The 16,574-nt window shown below is 46.0% G+C and carries 14 protein-coding genes and 1 riboswitch; of the genes, 6 read left to right on the top strand and 8 right to left on the bottom strand.

Annotated features, from left to right (window positions below):
* Positions 1 to 127 precede the first annotated feature (127 nt).
* From JOJ89_RS04710 to JOJ89_RS04695, 4 genes are all read left to right on the top strand, one after another.
* Positions 128 to 1,411, top strand: coding sequence for an ammonium transporter (locus JOJ89_RS04710; RefSeq protein ID WP_203289715.1), 1,284 nt, complete (start codon positions 128 to 130; stop codon positions 1,409 to 1,411).
* 142 nt (positions 1,412 to 1,553) lie between these two features.
* A complete protein-coding gene (locus tag JOJ89_RS04705; RefSeq protein WP_203289714.1) occupies positions 1,554 to 2,315 on the top strand; it encodes a carotenoid biosynthesis protein in 762 nt (253 codons plus the stop codon).
* Complete coding sequence (locus JOJ89_RS04700; RefSeq protein WP_203289713.1) at positions 2,308 to 2,967, top strand: lysophospholipid acyltransferase family protein; 660 nt, start codon at positions 2,308 to 2,310, stop codon at positions 2,965 to 2,967. Before JOJ89_RS04705 ends, JOJ89_RS04700 begins: the two co-directional genes overlap by 8 nt.
* 18 nt (positions 2,968 to 2,985) lie before the next feature.
* A complete protein-coding gene (locus tag JOJ89_RS04695) occupies positions 2,986 to 4,464 on the top strand; it encodes a phytoene desaturase family protein (protein WP_203289712.1) in 1,479 nt (492 codons plus the stop codon).
* 60 nt (positions 4,465 to 4,524) lie between these two features.
* Here the strand turns inward: JOJ89_RS04695 and JOJ89_RS04690 are convergent, their stop codons facing one another.
* The 7 genes from JOJ89_RS04690 to asnB form a co-directional block, all read right to left on the bottom strand.
* Positions 4,525 to 5,979 (bottom strand): protein adenylyltransferase SelO, encoded by a 1,455-nt coding sequence (locus tag JOJ89_RS04690; protein WP_203289711.1) that lies wholly within the window; start codon positions 5,977 to 5,979, stop codon positions 4,525 to 4,527.
* A gap of 127 nt (positions 5,980 to 6,106) precedes the next feature.
* Positions 6,107 to 6,922: a MetQ/NlpA family ABC transporter substrate-binding protein gene (locus tag JOJ89_RS04685; protein ID WP_203289710.1), complete on the bottom strand. Its 816-nt coding sequence runs from the start codon at positions 6,920 to 6,922 to the stop codon at positions 6,107 to 6,109.
* A gap of 68 nt (positions 6,923 to 6,990) precedes the next feature.
* Positions 6,991 to 7,097, bottom strand: a riboswitch (SAM riboswitch).
* A 145-nt stretch (positions 7,098 to 7,242) separates the two neighbouring features.
* On the bottom strand, positions 7,243 to 8,076 hold the full coding sequence (locus tag JOJ89_RS04680; RefSeq protein WP_029283810.1) for a phytoene/squalene synthase family protein: 834 nt from the start codon (positions 8,074 to 8,076) through the stop codon (positions 7,243 to 7,245).
* Entirely contained in the window at positions 8,069 to 9,544 is a 1,476-nt protein-coding gene (locus JOJ89_RS04675; protein ID WP_203289709.1) for a phytoene desaturase family protein, read from the bottom strand. The genes JOJ89_RS04680 and JOJ89_RS04675 overlap by 8 nt, the downstream gene beginning before the upstream one ends.
* A complete protein-coding gene (locus tag JOJ89_RS04670; protein WP_029567334.1) occupies positions 9,541 to 11,064 on the bottom strand; it encodes a phytoene desaturase family protein in 1,524 nt (507 codons plus the stop codon). Before JOJ89_RS04670 ends, JOJ89_RS04675 begins: the two co-directional genes overlap by 4 nt.
* A gap of 157 nt (positions 11,065 to 11,221) precedes the next feature.
* Complete coding sequence (locus JOJ89_RS04665) at positions 11,222 to 12,103, bottom strand: hypothetical protein (protein ID WP_029283805.1); 882 nt, start codon at positions 12,101 to 12,103, stop codon at positions 11,222 to 11,224.
* Between the two features lie 80 nt (positions 12,104 to 12,183).
* Positions 12,184 to 14,034 (bottom strand): asparagine synthase (glutamine-hydrolyzing), encoded by a 1,851-nt coding sequence (asnB, locus tag JOJ89_RS04660; RefSeq protein ID WP_029283803.1) that lies wholly within the window; start codon positions 14,032 to 14,034, stop codon positions 12,184 to 12,186.
* 194 nt (positions 14,035 to 14,228) lie between these two features.
* On the opposite strand from asnB, the gene JOJ89_RS04655 reads away from it, so the two are divergent.
* Positions 14,229 to 14,795: a DUF2777 family protein gene (locus JOJ89_RS04655; protein ID WP_203289708.1), complete on the top strand. Its 567-nt coding sequence runs from the start codon at positions 14,229 to 14,231 to the stop codon at positions 14,793 to 14,795.
* A 35-nt stretch (positions 14,796 to 14,830) separates the two neighbouring features.
* Here JOJ89_RS04655 and JOJ89_RS04650 read toward each other — a convergent pair whose 3' ends face one another.
* Complete coding sequence (locus JOJ89_RS04650) at positions 14,831 to 15,187, bottom strand: YisL family protein (RefSeq protein ID WP_029283799.1); 357 nt, start codon at positions 15,185 to 15,187, stop codon at positions 14,831 to 14,833.
* 182 nt (positions 15,188 to 15,369) lie between these two features.
* On the opposite strand from JOJ89_RS04650, the gene JOJ89_RS04645 reads away from it, so the two are divergent.
* Positions 15,370 to 16,560, top strand: coding sequence for an ornithine--oxo-acid transaminase (locus JOJ89_RS04645; RefSeq protein WP_029283797.1), 1,191 nt, complete (start codon positions 15,370 to 15,372; stop codon positions 16,558 to 16,560).
* The last annotated feature ends 14 nt before the right edge of the window (positions 16,561 to 16,574 follow it).

Below are 16,574 nucleotides of genomic sequence, written 5' to 3'. Positions count from 1 at the left end.
ATTTTCAGAAAAATGCTTGCTTTCTGCATACTCTTGCCATATGATAATAAACATAACAACAAGTGTTATATTTCCTTACATGAAAATCAGTCTTTATTATCTTTTATTAAAAGGAGTGTGTTGAGGAATGGATGCTGTCGTGCTAATGGATAATTTATGGGTCGTCATTGCAGGTATACTTGTTTTGCTCATGCAAGGAGGATTTATTCTTCTTGAAGCAGGATCTACCCGGATGAAAAACGCCGGCCATATTGCGGGCAAGACGATTTTCACAGTTGGAATTGCGTCTCTTGTGTTCTGGGCAGTTGGTTATGGATTCATTTATGGGGATGGGAATAAATTTATCGGTCTTTCAAACTTTTTTTACGGAGATGCTTCTCCTGCAACTGACGGGCTGACCACTTCCGTTGATTTCTTTTTCCAGCTCGCCTTTGCAGCAATCGCACTGACAATTGCTTTCGGGGGATTTGCAGAACGCGCTAAACTGTCCGCATATGTTATCTTCGCCGTTTTGTTCTCTGCATTGATCTATCCGGTTGTTGCCCACTGGATTTGGGGAGCGGGCTGGCTTAAGGATTTAGGCAAGCAGGACTTTGCAGGATCTACAGTTGTCCATTTGACTGGCGCGATGGCAGCACTTGCTGCAACGATTGTCTTAAAGCCAAGACTCGGAAAATATGCAAAAGACGGTACAATGAACCAGCTTTTCGGCCATAACCAGGTGTATACGGCTCTTGGCGTTTTAATCCTGTGGGTCGGCTGGTTCGGATTTAACGCAGGAAGCACATTCGGCGTATCAGACGGATTTTTCGGATATGTAGCATTAAACACGCAGCTTGCAGCTGGTGCAGGTGCCATCGCAGCGATGATTGCCGTGCGGGTGATGACCGGCAAAGCTGATATTCCTACAACTTTAAACGGCGCTCTTGCCGGACTCGTAGCCATCACTGCCTCCTGTGCATTTGTGGCCCCGTGGGCAGCCGTTGTCATCGGACTTATCGCCGGTGTTCTTGTCTACTTCAGCATGAAGCTGTTTGATAAAGCGAAAATTGATGATCCGATTTTTGCCCTCTCCGTTCACGGTGCGGCAGGCGTTTGGGGTACACTATCCACCGGTTTCTTCGCTACTCCGGAGCTTGCTGAGCGAAACGGAGGACTTGCGGGACTGTTCTACGGCGGAGGCCTTACACAGCTAGGCGTTCAGGCCATCGGCATTCTCTCATGTGCCGCGTATGCGTTCATCGTGTCTTACGTCATCCTGATTGTGATGAAAAAGGCCATGGGCACAATCCGTGTGACAGAAGAAGAAGAAATGATCGGTCTTGATATAAGTGAGCACGGCAGCTACGGCTATCCTGAATCATTCGCTTCTTTAGAAGAAGGCAAACCTGAGAAAAAAACAACAGCTTAACAGAGTGGTTTAGAGCGGTGTGATGCCGCTCTTTTTTTGTGCAGAAAAATCTGTTCAGCCCCCCCTGCCCACGGCCAGAGCGCGTTTCCTTGTGCATCCTCCTGCGGTTTCTTATAATCAGAGTAGAGAGAGAGGTGCACAAATGAAAATTGATCAGTCCATCTATTATTTTTTCCTTTTCTGGTATGCGTGCGGTGTAGTTCTTTTAAGCTTTGATATCCTTCCTCCCGCCCTTGAATGGGCAAATGTGGTGTTCCTGATAGCTGCAGGCTTGATCGGAGGCATTTATTTTGTTCGTTCATACGGAACTTCAAAAGGACTTTCCATTTCTGCAATCATCGTCTTTTTCTCCATTTTTGCAGAGCACCTCGGCGTTGAGTACGGTATATTGTTTGGTGACTACTACTACACGCAGGATTTCGGCCCTAAACTGATCGGCGTTCCCATCGCAATCGGATTTGCATGGCTGATGGTGATCGCCTCGTCACATGCACTTGCCAAAGTGATCGCCTATAAGAAGAATGTGCTGATTTATGTTCTTACAGGCTCTTTGCTTGCGGTTCTGATGGATCTGATCATTGATCCTGTCGCCTACGAGGTTAAAGAGTACTGGGTATGGCAGGCAGAAAGTTTTTACTACAACATTCCCTTTTCCAATTTTGCAGGATGGTTTATTGTCGCCTTCATTCTGCATGCTGTCATCTACTTTCTTGTACATAGTGAAATGAACGTAAGCGGCATCTGGCACAGCCGGATGGTCCTTGTTTTTATTCTGATGCAGGCCATGTTCATCCTATTGGCGCTGATCAGCAAACTGTGGCTTGCCGTTTCGGTCACCCTTGTGCTGACTGCTGCATCGCTTGCGGTTTACTATTATTCTTTAAAGAGGCTCCCTCATGATTGAAGCAGCCAAAAAGCCTTACTTTGAAAAGTTGTTTTCCCTTTATAACAGGCAGCTGTTTAAGCGCCATTTTAACGGGATCTACCTCGATGGTCCCGCCGAGCTGCCGGATCAGGCTATTATCTGCATGAATCACAGTTCGTGGTGGGACGGTCTTCTTCTTTTACACTGCAACCAGGTAAAAATAAAACACGATATTTACATCATGATGCACGAAAAAGGCCTTAAAGAATTTCCTTTTTTTAAAAAGCTCGGCGCGTTTTCTGTTAACCGAGGGAAACCGAAAGACATTGTGCTTTCTCTTCAGTATGCCGGCAGAAAACTGGATGAGGGCAAGTCCGTCTGTCTTTTCCCGCAGGGGGATGAAATGCATCTTGAGAAGCGCCCTCTCGGCTTTTTGCCCGGGGCTATTTCATTGCTTGAGAAACACCCTAACGTACCGGTTCTTCCCGTCATCTTTTACTATTCCTTTGGAGACCGGAAAAAGCAGGATCTTTTCGTCCGGATCTGTCCTCCCATAAGATACAAAGAACTTAAAGGGACATCCCGTAAAGAAAAGAACAGTTGTTTTGAAGAGCTGTTTACAAAAGAACTCGATTCCCTTAGACAGCAGGTCATTGAAAAGAACGTCAGCGGGTTTGAGAATGTGTTATAGAAGAAAGGACGTTTCCCTATGAAAAAAGCAGTCGTCATCGGAGCCGGTCTTGGAGGGCTGTCAGCGGCCATTACTCTTGCAAGCGAAGGCTTTCAGGTGGATGTCGTGGAGAAAAACAGGCATGCAGGCGGAAAGCTGATGCCTGTTTCCCTTTTAGACTATCATTTTGACTTTGGTCCAAATACGATTACCATGCCTCAGGTTTTTGACCGCGTATTTTCAAAGGCAGGCATGAGGATGAGTGACGTTCTGAACATGAAAAAGCTTGATGTTCATACGCGCAACGTATTTAGCGATGGAACGGTCTTTGATTTCACAAGCAATTCCGCATCCATGAAAGAGCAGCTGGAGAAAATCGATCCGTTTGCCGCACAGCATTATGATGAATTTCTAAAAGAAATTACAAGATTGTACAAACTGTCTGAAACGCACTTTTTCCCAAAAATGTTTCAGTCGTTTGCAGACTACCTCTCACCTTCACTTGGAACCGCGCTTCTAAAAGTCCGTCCGCTCGAGTCCATGCATCACTTTTTCAGCCGATATTTTAAAAACCCTGAGCTGATAAAGGCGTTTGACCGGTATGCGACATACATCGGCTCCTCCCCGTATATCTCTCCTGCCACTTTTTCAATGATCGCTTATCTTGAGCTTGTCCAGGGCGTTTTTTACGCAGAAGGCGGGAATGTGAAAATTGCAGAAGGATTTAAAGCAGCCGCAGAAACACTCGGCGTGCGGTTTCATTTTGGGGCGAAGGTAAGCAGGCTCGAAGTGAAAAATAAGAAGGTATCATCTGTTCTGCTTGAAGACGGACAATCTTTTCAAGCGGATGAAGTCATCATGAATGCCGACCTGCTTCAGGCTTATCCTGAACTTGTTGACGAGCAGCACCGTCCGGGATTTAAAGCTTCAAAGCGCGACAGCTACCAGCCGTCCATCTCTGCATTTGTCATTTTGGCCGGCCTGAAAAAAAGACATGGGGAGCTCCTGCACCATAATGTCTATTTCTCCAAGGATTATAAAGAGGAATTTAGTGATCTGTTTTCTGAGCATCGCTACAGCAGCGAACCGACCATCTATATCAGCAATTCCTCGTATACGGACAAAAGCGTATCCCCGTCAGGAGATAATTTGTTCATCTTGGTCAATGCCCCCGCTCTTACAAGAGAGGGCGAGCTTGCTGCCGATGCAGAAGCCTACAAGGAACGGATTTATGGTATTCTGGAGGCAAAAGGACTCGAGATCAGGAGTCAACTAGCCTGTGAAAGGGTCATAACTCCCCTTGAAATCGCAGACACGTTTGGAGCATACCGCGGAGCTCTTTACGGTATTTCAGCCAACAGAAAAATGGATGCCTTTCTCCGCCCTTCCAATTTTTCAAAAGACATCCGCAACCTATCCTTCGTCGGCGGCAGCACCCATCCCGGAGGAGGTTCGCCCATGGTAACCCTGAGCGGATTGAACGTCGGAGAGGCTGTTGCTTCAAGGTACAGAAGCTAAAAAACTGTTTCCCTGAATACGGGAAACAGTTTTTTATTAGCTCGTCACCGCTTTATCATCTCACGTCCCGCAATAAGTCCTGTAAGGCTGATCGTCATTTGGAGGAAGCTTGCAGTATTCTTCCTGTTCCGGGGAGTACGCATAAGGATTTTCCAATACACGCAGCAGCCTCTCAGTCACACTGTAATCTCCATCTGCCGCGGCTGCAAGGGCCTCTTCTACCCGGTGATTACGGGCAATAACGGCAGGGTTGCTGTTTTTCATCAACTGCAGCGAATCCTCTTTTGATTGGTGCTGCCTTCCCAGCCTCTCTTGCCAAAGACGATTCCACTTTCCAAACTCCTCTGATTGAAACAGGGCAGAGTCCCCGTATGATCCAGTCGTTAGCGACCTGAACGAATTTGTGTAATCCGCACGATGCTTCTGCATCATCTTCAGCCATTTCTGAACGAGTGACTCGTCCTCTTCTTCCTGATGAAACAAGCCCAACTTGTCCCTCATTCCATTAAGCCAGTACTGCTTATACAAATCACTGTACCCTGAGAGGGCATCCTGCGCAATCTCAACCGCCTTTTCCTCATCCTCATGAAGCAGCGGCAAAAGCGATTCAGCCAGCCTTGCAAGATTCCAGCCGCCGATGTAAGGCTGGTTTCCGTATGCATAGCGGCCGTTTACATCTATGGAGCTAAACACGGTTTCAGGATTATATGCGTCCATGAAGGCACATGGTCCGTAATCGATGGTTTCTCCGCTGATTGTCATGTTGTCGGTGTTCATGACACCGTGAATGAATCCTGCAAGCTGCCATTTCGCAATAAGTTCAGCCTGCCGGTCAATCACTTTCTTTAAAAAAGACAGATAGGCGTGTTCATTTTCTTCAATCTCCGGATCATGCCGCTTGATTGCATAGTCGGCAAGGGCCTTCAAATCCTCTACGCCTCCCCAGTTAGCCGCATACTGGAAGGTGCCGACCCTAATGTGGCTAGAAGCGATCCGGGTAAGAACCGCACCAGGCAAAAACGATTCCCTGATGACAGGGTCTCCCGTTGTGACCACCGCAAGACTCCGTGTCGTCGGGATGCCAAGACCGTGCATGGCTTCACTGATGATGTACTCCCGAAGCATCGGACCAAGGGCAGCGCGGCCGTCACCTCCCCGGGAGAATTTCGTTCTGCCTCCACCCTTCAGCTGAATATCGATTCTTCTATCATCAGGCGTCAGGTGTTCTCCAATCAGGATCGCACGGCCGTCGCCAAGCATTGTAAAATGGCCGAATTGGTGACCTGCGTATGCTTGTGCAAGCGGCTCTGCACCATCAGGAATCCGGTTTCCTGCAAAAACGGCCGCATCCTTTTTTAATGTGTCAGCATTGAGCCCGAGAGAAGCAGCCAGTTTTTCATTAAATATCACAATTTCAGGAGAACTTGCCGGGGCCGGTTTCTGACTGGCAAAAAAGAGTGACGGAAGACGCATATAGCTGTTGTCAAAGTTCCATCCGCTGATTGAATTTTTCATCCTGTCTCCTTTTCTTTCTTTAGTTGGTTATCTTTTGTTATGACCCAATTATTTCAGAGGAAGCAGAAATACTCAAGGAAAGACGCAAAAAAACAGCCCAAAACGGACTGTTTTCATTCTCCTCTATTTATTTCCCTTCCATCCACTCAGGCTTTCCGAATCCTTTAAAATCTTTGTCTATCGCTTTCTCAAACTCGTCTGATTCAACAACGGCTCTAATATCTTCGGCGATTTCAGAATCTGCGTCTTTTGTGTTCATCACAACACGATTGCGGTGCACGTCATTCATATTCTCCAGAGTCACCGCATCCGCAAGGTCCATTTTAGCCGCAAGGGCAAAGTTCCCCGGCACGGCAGATAGGTCGGCATCTTCTACAGCTCTTGGAAGCTGCGCAGCTTCAATCGGAAGGAACTTCAGTTTTTTAGGATTCTCTGTCACATCTTTTTCAGATACTTGAAGCGGGCTGACCTCTTCATTTAACTGAATCAGTCCTGCGTCCTTCAGAATATGAAGCGCCCTGGCAGCATTCGTCGGATCGTTCGGAATAGCGACTGACGCGCCATCTTTGACTTCATCAATCTTCTTTACCTTGTCTGAGTACAATCCCATTGGAGCCGTCGGCACTGTGATAATTTCCGAAAGTTCCAGTTTGCTTTGCTCAGCAAATGTTTCCATGTAAATTTTGTGCTGAAACAGGTTGGCATCGAGTTCATCATTGCCCAGGGCATTATTGGGCTGAATATAATCGTTGAACTGAACAACCTCAACTTCATATCCCTTTTTTTCAAGACCGGGTTTAATAGCCAGTTCCACCATATCTGTGTAGGGACCGGCTGATGCGCCGATTTTAATTTCTTTTTTCTCTCCGTTTGTTTCTTCTGCGCCGCACGCAGACAGGATTCCCGCTCCTGCTACTAATAATGCCAACACCATTTTCTTCATGTCTTTTTCCCCCTAGATTGAATAAAAAAATTCCTCCTTCATTCAGAAAGAGGAATCGTATGTATGACGACTTATCTTTCAGAATGAAGGACATTCTGCAGGATTTAGCACCGTTCCATTTAAGGAGGTTGCCGGACGTCGCAGGGCCTGTTCCCTCAGTCACTCTTGATAAGCAAGCTATTAAATTGAATAACGTAATCTTATACTGCGTAATGGGTTCTGTCAATCATTATTTTAGAATAATCAAAATAGTGAGATTAACAGACTGCCAAAAAGCACCGTCCCGATGAAGACGGTGCAGCGCTGAGCTGTGTTCAAAATCAGATTTGCGAAAGAATCGCATGTTTTTCTTCACTTGACACAAAATTCCGCTCACCGAACACATTGTAGTCATTCAAGCGGATTTTATTAAGGATTGCACGGTAGAAGTGTCCGGCAGCTTTCACAGGTGCGCGGGAATGCAAAGGATATTCATGCATAGTCAGCATCGCTGTATCGTAATGCTTTTCCGCTTCTGCGGCAAGATGCTCCCACACTCTGATAAATTCAGGGGTTACCTTCTGCTGCTGCAGATCAAATTCGGTCATTTTATGTTTTGCCATTACCTCTTCAGGGACGTAAATGCGGCCGCGTTCGAGATCTTCTCCGATATCCCTGAGGATGTTCGTCAGCTGCATGCCGAGTCCAAGAGCGATAGCCCCTTCGCGAAGAACGTTTGTCTTCTTCGGAGCAAGCACCGGCAAAAGCATGAGGCCGACTGTGCTTGCAACGTGATACGAATAATCAAGCACTTCTTCCATAGACTGATAGCGGATTTTGACAAGATCCATTCCCTGGCCTTTAATCATGTCCCGGAAGGCTTCCACATCCATATCGTAATTGGTGAATGTATCGTGCAGGGCCACCCACATGAAATTATCTTTAGAGTAATCCCCTCTTAGAAAAGAGTCGAATTCAGCCGTGAATTCCATTAACTCTTCACTTGGCCTCTCTCCCTCGTCTACGATGTCATCGACGATTCTGCAGAAGGCGTATACAGCCCACACTGCTTTTCTTTTTTTAGGAGGCAGAAGCGAAAAAGCTTTATAGAAAGTTTTAGAATGATGCCGGATGACTTCTTCACATTGCTGATAGGCCTGTTTTAAATCAACCACTCAGACTCACTCCTTCCCTCTCTTTGTTTTGATGATCGGATAAGATGGCAGAAACCATCAGCTTCGCCCCCTGCATAACGATCGGGATCCCGCCTCCGGGGTGGATCGAAGCTCCTGCTGCATAAACGTTTGTGAGCTTGGATGGTTTAACCTGCGGTCTGAACACGCCGGATTGGAACAAAGTCGGAGCGATGCCGAAGCTTCCTCCCTGAAAGAGTCCTTCCATTTCTTTGTCATCCGGTGTTCTGACTTTTTTCCACTGGATTGACTTTCTGAGACCGGGAAATCCTCTTTCTTCAAGCTGATCAATAACCTTTTCAACAAAACCTTCCTGTTCCCACCAGTTGATCGAGCTGCCTGATGGCACCGGCACAAGTGCGTATAAAACGCCGTGTCCCTCGGGTGCAAGTGAGGAATCGATTACAGAAGGATGAAATGCGTAGATGGAAGGATCTGACGGAACTTCTTTCGTTTCAAAGATTTCTTTCATATGCTGCTGAAAATTCGAGCCCATAAAAAACTGATGCACAGGTGAATCCGTGTAGACTTTGTCCAGTCCGAAGTAAAGCAGAACACAGCTGGATGACGCCGTATAGTTTCTTGCAGGCATTGACTCCTTTGGAATCATCTTTGATGCGCCTGGAAAGTCTCCGTTTAAAACAAAGGCATCCGCCTTGACTTCTTCTCCGTTTACAATCAGAGCTGCTGCTTGCTCTCCCTTTGTTACTACTCTTTCAACAATAGCATTTTTCATCACCTTTACGCCAGAATTTAGAAGGGCGTTTTCAAGAACCGTAACTAGGGATGCATAGCCGCCTTTCAGATAATAAATGCCGTGCTTATGCTCGCTGAATGAAATGAGCGAATAAAGGGCCGGTGAATCAAGCGGATTGCCTCCGATATAAAGTGTCTGCAGGGAATAGGCCTGCCGGATTCTCTCATCCTGAAAATAGGCTTTTAACGAGTTGTTTACAGATTTATAAGCTTTCAGGTGCACGAGCGTTTTCAGGTTGTTGCGCGTCCAGAACGTTCGCTTATCGTGAAAGGATTTCTCGAGAAACTGGTCCTTACCAAGGTTGAAGCGGATTTCCATGTCTTTCATGAACTGAACGAAGCCCTCTTCATTTCCCGGAAAGTTCTCCTTTATCTCCTGGATCTGCCGTTCAATGGAATTATATTTCGTGTACGAAGACCCGTCTTTAAAGTGCAGTTTATAAAGCGGATTGATATTGATTAATTCGTACTGATCACGGCTAATTCCTGCTTCATTCAAAATGGATGTGAGCATTTCCGGCAAAAGAACAATTGTCGGGCCCTCATCAATCCTGTACCCCTGCTCTTCTGTAAAGGCAAGCCTTCCTCCAAGTCTGTCTCTCTTTTCAAACAAACTGACCTCATATCCTTTTTTCCTGAGCATCAGAGCTGAAATAAGCCCGCCAATGCCGCCGCCCGCTATTGCAATTTTCATAGTGCATTCCCCAATTTCTTTTCAGATTTGATTGGTACAGCATGACTGGTTTCGTTCAATATGGCATTGGTCGTGATCCTTGCTGATTCTAGGATGGTTGGAAGCCCGCTGCCCGGATGAGTTCCTCCTCCGACAAGCCAGCAGTTGTTCAGCTCTTCAAATTTGTTATGGGGTCTGAGCACCATCATCTGTGTCAGCTGATGGCCTAAATTAAAGGTTGCTCCTTTATAGACAAGAATGTCTTCTTCCCAGTTCTTCGGCGTAATGATTTTTTCCGTTTCAATATGATTTCTCAAGTTTTTAAACTGCGTTTTCCGTTCAATTGTCTCAAACACCAGTTCCCGGAACTCTTCCTGATGCTGTTCCCAGTCAATATTGCTGAAGTTGTTTGGTACCGGGGCAAGTATGTAAAGCGCAGACTTGCCTTCAGGCGCCAGAGTATCATCTGTTGCAGCCGCATTCTGAATATAGATGGACGGATCCCCTGACAGCTTGAGGGTTTTCGTGATTTCCTCTACGTTTCTCTTATAATCTTCAGAAAAAACGATTGTATGGTGAGGCAGATCATATTTTTTATCGAGACCGAGGTAGATCATGAAGGTTGAACAGGAGTATTTTTTCTTCTCCAGTTTTTCTTTTGAGAATTTCTTTAATGTACCCGGTTCAACGAGATTTGACATAACGTGGGCGAAATCGCCGTTGATGACGACTTCATCAGCAGCTGCTGTCGTTCCGTCTTCAAGAATGACGCCTTTCACATCCTTGCCTTGGAGCAGCAGTTTTTTCACTCCTTTTCCGAGGTGGATCGTGCCCCCATGCTCTTTAAGCACTGCTGCCATTGCTTTTGACAGCTGGTTTACTCCGCCTCTTGGGTGAAAAATTCCGTATTCATGTTCCATAAAAGAAAGGATTGAAAATGCTCCGGGACATTCCCATGGGGACATGCCAAGATATTTAGACTGAAACGTAAACGCATATTTGACTCTTTCGTCTTTAAAATAGCCTGATAAAACATCATACAGCGATTTCGTAACAGTCAGCTGCGGAAGAGCCTTAATGACCTTCCAGCTCAAGTAATGACTGAAGCGGTCCATTTTGCTTTGCAGAATCGGAGTCAATGCCGCCATTTTCCTGCGCGTATCGTTCATGAACCTGTTATAGCCGTTGCCGTCCCCCGGCGAAAACTCTTCTAATCTCTCGACCATTTTTTCCGGATTTTTTGTCATTTTTAAGGACTGATCGTCAAAAATCAGTTCGTACATTTCTTCAAGTTCAATCATGTCCATATAATCATGAAGGTTTCTCCCGGCTGAAGCAAAAATCTCTTCAGCAATATGGATCATGCTCAAAAAGGTCGGCCCCATATCAAACGTGAAGCCGTCCAGTTCAATGGAAGCATTGCGCCCCCCGACATATGGCTGTTTTTCATATACGTCTACCTGGTACCCCTGACTCGCTAAATTCATGGCAGCTGCCAAGCCGCCAGGCCCTGCACCGATGACTATGATTTTTTTAGCCATGTTTACTCCTCCTAATTCCTGTACAACAGTTATACAAACATTATACAATTCAATTTATTAAAACACAATCAATTAGGTTCTCCCTTTTTTTACTATTCCCTAATAGGAACGATTTCAGCAGCTTTTCAGATCATTTGACGCACAGAAAAAAGCCCGGCTATTTAGCCGGACTCGTTTCTATCATATTCACCGTTGCTTCAAATGTCAGGATTTCGTTCTCCCAAACGGCATTTCCCTTCATTACCTGATCTTTCAGTCCCAAAGGCACAACATAAACGCCGTTCACTGGTCTGAGCTCCTTCACTTCTTCTCCTTCGAGATAATAGATCTCAAATTCCGGTTCTCCTTCTCTGTTAGCAGCACTCAGCGTGAAAGTGTTTGAATAATAGGTATCAAGCACATCACCTTTCAGGCTGTCTGTATAATATGGATCCATTTCCTTAGTACAGCCTTTAACTTCAACCTTGCAGTATTTGGGCTTGATAGACTCAAGCGTTTTCTCATTCCATACGACCGATATAACCGGTGGTTTGGACAAGTCCGGTAAGTCGTCATCTTCCTCTCTGCCGCTGTTCCATATGGCCATAAATAAGGGGACTCCAATACAAACAAGAACAAGTGCAACAAATGCAGTGTCCCATTTCGTTCCTTTCACCGGCTCATGCTTACTGTGATACAAAAGCCATTCATCAAACAGAAAATATAAAAACCCTGCGAAAACAGTCAGGAGAATTCCATAAACCTCCCGAAAAATAAAAAAGCCGGCAACCGCAGCAGATAAGACGTGAATAGAAAAGTTCAGAAGCCTTCTGCTCTTGCCCTTGTTGCGCACTATGTAATAGGAGACGATGCTCACAGGCAGCCCAACAGCCACAATAAAGCCCCCGGCAGCCAAGAGAAAAACCGGCATCATCATCCATGCATCCCAATAATCCAAATAACCATTAACAGCACCAGAAATAAGGCTCAACAGAAGGAATGTCAAGCTAAGGCCAAAAGCTGCCAAGACTGCACTCAAGATTTTTTTATAAAACATCATCTTCACCCCGCTCCTAATTTTAACATAAAGAGGAAATTAATAGAGTTTGTTTCATTACAAAAAGCCGGCTCAGCCGGCTTTTACGATTCATCAATATCAATTCTGTAGGTTTCAAACCAGACGTGGATCTGTGCAAGATGGGCAAGAAGCTGCGGCCCGGTCATCAGCTGTCCGTACCACGGCGCCTTGAAAGCACTGCCTTCTGATTCGATGATGTCATGCAGCGCCTTTTTATCAAAAAATGTATGCAGCGCTGAATCCTTTTTCTGCGTAAGAGACTGCAGCCACGTTTTGACCGCTTTTGTGTAATGAGGATTGTGCGTTTTAGGATACGGACTCTTTTTCCGGTAGAGCACCTCGTTTGGCAGAGAACCTTCGAGCGCTTTGCGGAGTATGCCTTTTTCCCGGTCTCCGTGCATCTTCATCTCCCACGGAATGTTCCAGACATATTCAACAAGACGGTGATCTGCAAACGGCACCCGGACTTCAAGGCTTGCGCCCATGCTCATGCGGTCTTTGCGGTCAAGCAGCGTCGTCATAAACCAAAGGATGTTCAAATAAAACAGCTGTCTGCGTTTTGACTCTGTCTCAGATTCCCCGTCGAGCAGCGGCGTCTCTTTCAGCGTCTCCTGATATCTCATTTTCACGTATTCTTTTAAGTTCAGCTTGCTTTGCCAGTCCTTGTGAAGCAGATTCATGCGTGCATCCGTAGACCTCATCCACGGAAACGCTTCTTCCGATAAATCCTGCGGCCTGTGGAACCACGGATAGCCTCCAAAAATTTCATCCGCACACTCTCCGGACAGACCCACAACAAAGTCTTTCTTTATCTCACGGCAGAACCAGAGCAGAGATGAATCAATATCCGCCATTCCCGGAAGGTCTCTGACTTCAACCGCTTCCGTCAAGTTGTCAACGAGCTGCTGCTGCGTGATAACAGACCGGTGATGAACAGTCTGGAAAGCTTCTGTCATTTTATCAATCCAAGGGGCATCCGAGTTCGGCTGAAATTCATTTGCTTTGAAAAACTTCTCGTTATCTTCATAATCGATTGAAAATGTGTGGAGCGGACCTTTTCCCTCTTTTTCAAAAGCCTTTGCCGCAATAGCGGTAATGGCGCTTGAATCAAGGCCTCCGGATAAAAAGGTGCAAACCGGCACATCGGATACAAGCTGCCTTGTCACAGCATCATTCACAAGGAACCCGACGCGGCTTACCGTTTCATCAAATGTATCTATATGCCTGGCACTTTTCACATTCCAGTATCTCCATACCTTTATTCCATTCTTGGAAAATGTCATGGCATGGGCAGGACGCAGTTCTTTTATCCCTTTAAAAACCCCGATGCCAGGCGTTCTGGATGGTCCGAGGCCAAATATTTCGCTCATCCCTTCCCGGTCTAGCACAGCCTTTTGATCCGGGTGTGCAAGAATAGCTTTCAGCTCGGAGCCGAAAATGAGAGATGCGTCCTTCTCTGCATAAAATAACGGCTTTACTCCCAGTCTGTCTCTTGCGATAAATACGGATTCACGGGCAGCATCCCACACCGCAAAGGCAAAAATGCCGTTTAGATGATTGACACACTCTTCTTTCCATTCCATATAGGCAGTCAGCAGCACCTCTGTATCTGAATGGCCTCTGAATGTGTAGCCCCTTTTAAGAAGTTCCGTGCGGATGTCTTCTGTATTATAAAGCTCCCCATTGTAGCAAATCGTGTACTCATTTTCTTCCCTGCTTCTTGTCATCGGCTGCCTGCCGCCTTCAGGGTCCACAACAACGAGACGTTTATGTCCAAACAGAACATGCTGCTCTCCCCACAAGTTCGTATCATCCGGTCCGCGCTTGGATAAGCACTCCGCCATGGCTTTCATGACAGTTTTTTGCTGTTTGAGGTCTTTCTGGTAGTCAACCCAGCCTGTTATTCCACACATCTGCCTTTCACTCCCCGTTTTTACTGTCTGATAGGTCTCAGACGGTCAAAGATGTACCTATCCTATGCTTACTTTATGAAGTGTTGATTTGTCCTTATCACGTTTTCTTCAGGCAAGTATAAAGGCATTCTGCATAATTCTTCCTCCTTTTGGAAAAAACGAATGATAAGAACATGGGCAAAGGAGGCTGCGTTATGCTGTCAAAACAGAAGCACCGGCTGTTTGAGCGTCAAAAAAGAGCGCACATAACCGGATTTATTGAGATTGGCGAGGATCAGGAAATCTTATTTTATGATGATGAGCATGAGGAAGTGACGATTCTTCATTTCAAAAAAGATGAAAAAGTGGAGATTCTTTTAGAAGACAGCTGGTATCATGGGATTTATAGCGGAAACGGCCAGCTATCGGTTCCGACGGGGATGCATAAGCTCCGTGAAAATGATACCCTACGCATTCCCAAAAAGGTGCAGTATGCGCTTGATTATATGCTGAAGGAAGCTACTGATGACTCATTTGTTTCCTTTACGTCAAAACTGAATGAACTTTCCTTTTCGATTCATGACTGCATCTACAGCTACAATCAGATGGTCTTTCTTGAAGAAGCAGAAGAGAAAAAAGGGGTTTCCTTCTACCAGTTTGATAACGAAGAAGCCGTCTGCGCCGTGCAGCATCACTTCCTGAGAGGAAACAAGCATGAAGACAGATTCGAATTTACAGTATGTACTGGAACAAGAGCTCTTTTAACCCAGCTGAAACCATAAAAAAACCTCCGCAAAAAGTTGCGGAGGCTTTTTCATTAAAACAGCTTTAAGCCAAGCGGCAGACGCAGGCCAAGCAGAATAACAACAATCAATGCAATGACAAACTGAATCCAGAAAATGCGTGTCGGCTTGCCCTTTTTTCCGCGGACAAGGATCATTTCCATCATGCCGATGACATAGATTCCAAGAATGACTTTTCCGATGTACTCTCCGGTGATTGCGCCAAGGCCGAGCAGCAGCTGAATTCCTGAAGCAATAATCAGCAGATAGAACAGTCTGAGTGTCATGTGTACAATTTTAAACGGTTTTTCTTTTCCCGACTTGAAGAGGGAGTTCGCAACGAAAAATAGAATGAGTGCGACAACCCAGGTCGTAATATGCAAGTGTGTCATGTGGCATTCCTCCTCTTTTAAACATGGTAATCCATCCATATAATATCATGAATCTCATGAAAAAATGAAATGTAAGCGCATCTCCCCGCCTATTGTTTTCTTGAAAAAGGTAGGCTATTGTAGTAGTTGAGGAATGCTAGATTCCTGTTTTACAAGACTTAAACGCACCAGGAGGGGATATTGTGTCTAAATCAGTACAAATCATCAGCTTGACTGAAAAATACGGGGCAAATAATTATCATCCGCTGCCGATCGTTATTTCCAAGGCAGAAGGGGTTTGGGTAGAGGATCCTGAAGGAAACAAATATATGGATATGCTCAGTGCTTACTCAGCAGTCAATCAGGGCCACCGCCACCCTAAGATCATTGAAGCACTTAAGGAGCAGGCCGACAAAATCACCCTGACCTCCAGAGCTTTTCACAACGACCAGCTCGGACCGTGGTATGAGAAAGTATCCGCTTTAACTGGTAAAGAAATGGTTCTTCCGATGAATACAGGTGCTGAGGCCGTTGAAACCGCTGTAAAAACAGTGCGCCGGTGGGCATATGATGTGAAAGGGGTACCTGCTGATCAGGCTGAGATCATCGTGTGCGAGGAAAATTTCCACGGCCGTACAATGACAGCGGTATCAATGAGTTCAAGCGATGAATACAAGCGCGGTTTCGGACCGATGCTTCCGGGAATAAAAGTCATTCCGTTCGGTGATCTTGATGCACTGAAAGCAGCAATCACACCGAATACGGCTGCTTTCATTTTCGAGCCGATTCAAGGCGAAGCAGGCATCCACATTCCTGAAGAAGGCTTCCTGAAAGCTGCTTTTGACATTTGCAAAGAACAAAACGTTCTCTATGTTGCAGATGAAATCCAGGCAGGCCTTGGCCGGTCCGGCAAGCTTTTTGCCTGCGACTGGGAAGACGTTAAGCCTGACATGTACATTCTCGGAAAAGCACTTGGAGGCGGGGTTTTCCCTATTTCCTGCGTAGCTGCAGACAAAGATGTCCTTGGTGTATTTGAGCCGGGTTCACATGGTTCAACGTTCGGAGGAAACCCTCTTGCATGCGCTGTTTCCATCGCTGCACTTGACGTTCTGACAGAGGAAAAGCTTCCTGAGCGCTCACTTGAACTCGGCGCGTATATGCAGGAGAAGCTTCGCGAAATCAGCAATCCTGTCATTAAAGAAGTACGCGGAAGAGGTCTATTCATCGGCCTTGAGCTGACTGAAGCTGCCCGCCCTTACTGCGAGAAGCTGAAAGAAGAAGGCCTTCTGTGCAAAGAGACACATGATACGGTCATCCGGTTTGCACCGCCGCTTGTCATTTCAAAAGAAGATCTGGACTGGGCGATTGAAAAAGTGAAAAAGGTTCTCTCATAATAGAGCAGAGCAAA

Source organism: Metabacillus sp. cB07, assembly GCF_016839225.1.
In the GTDB taxonomy this organism is placed as follows: domain Bacteria; phylum Bacillota; class Bacilli; order Bacillales; family Bacillaceae; genus Bacillus_P; species Bacillus_P indicus.
This window is presented reverse-complemented; position numbering and strand designations above follow the sequence as displayed.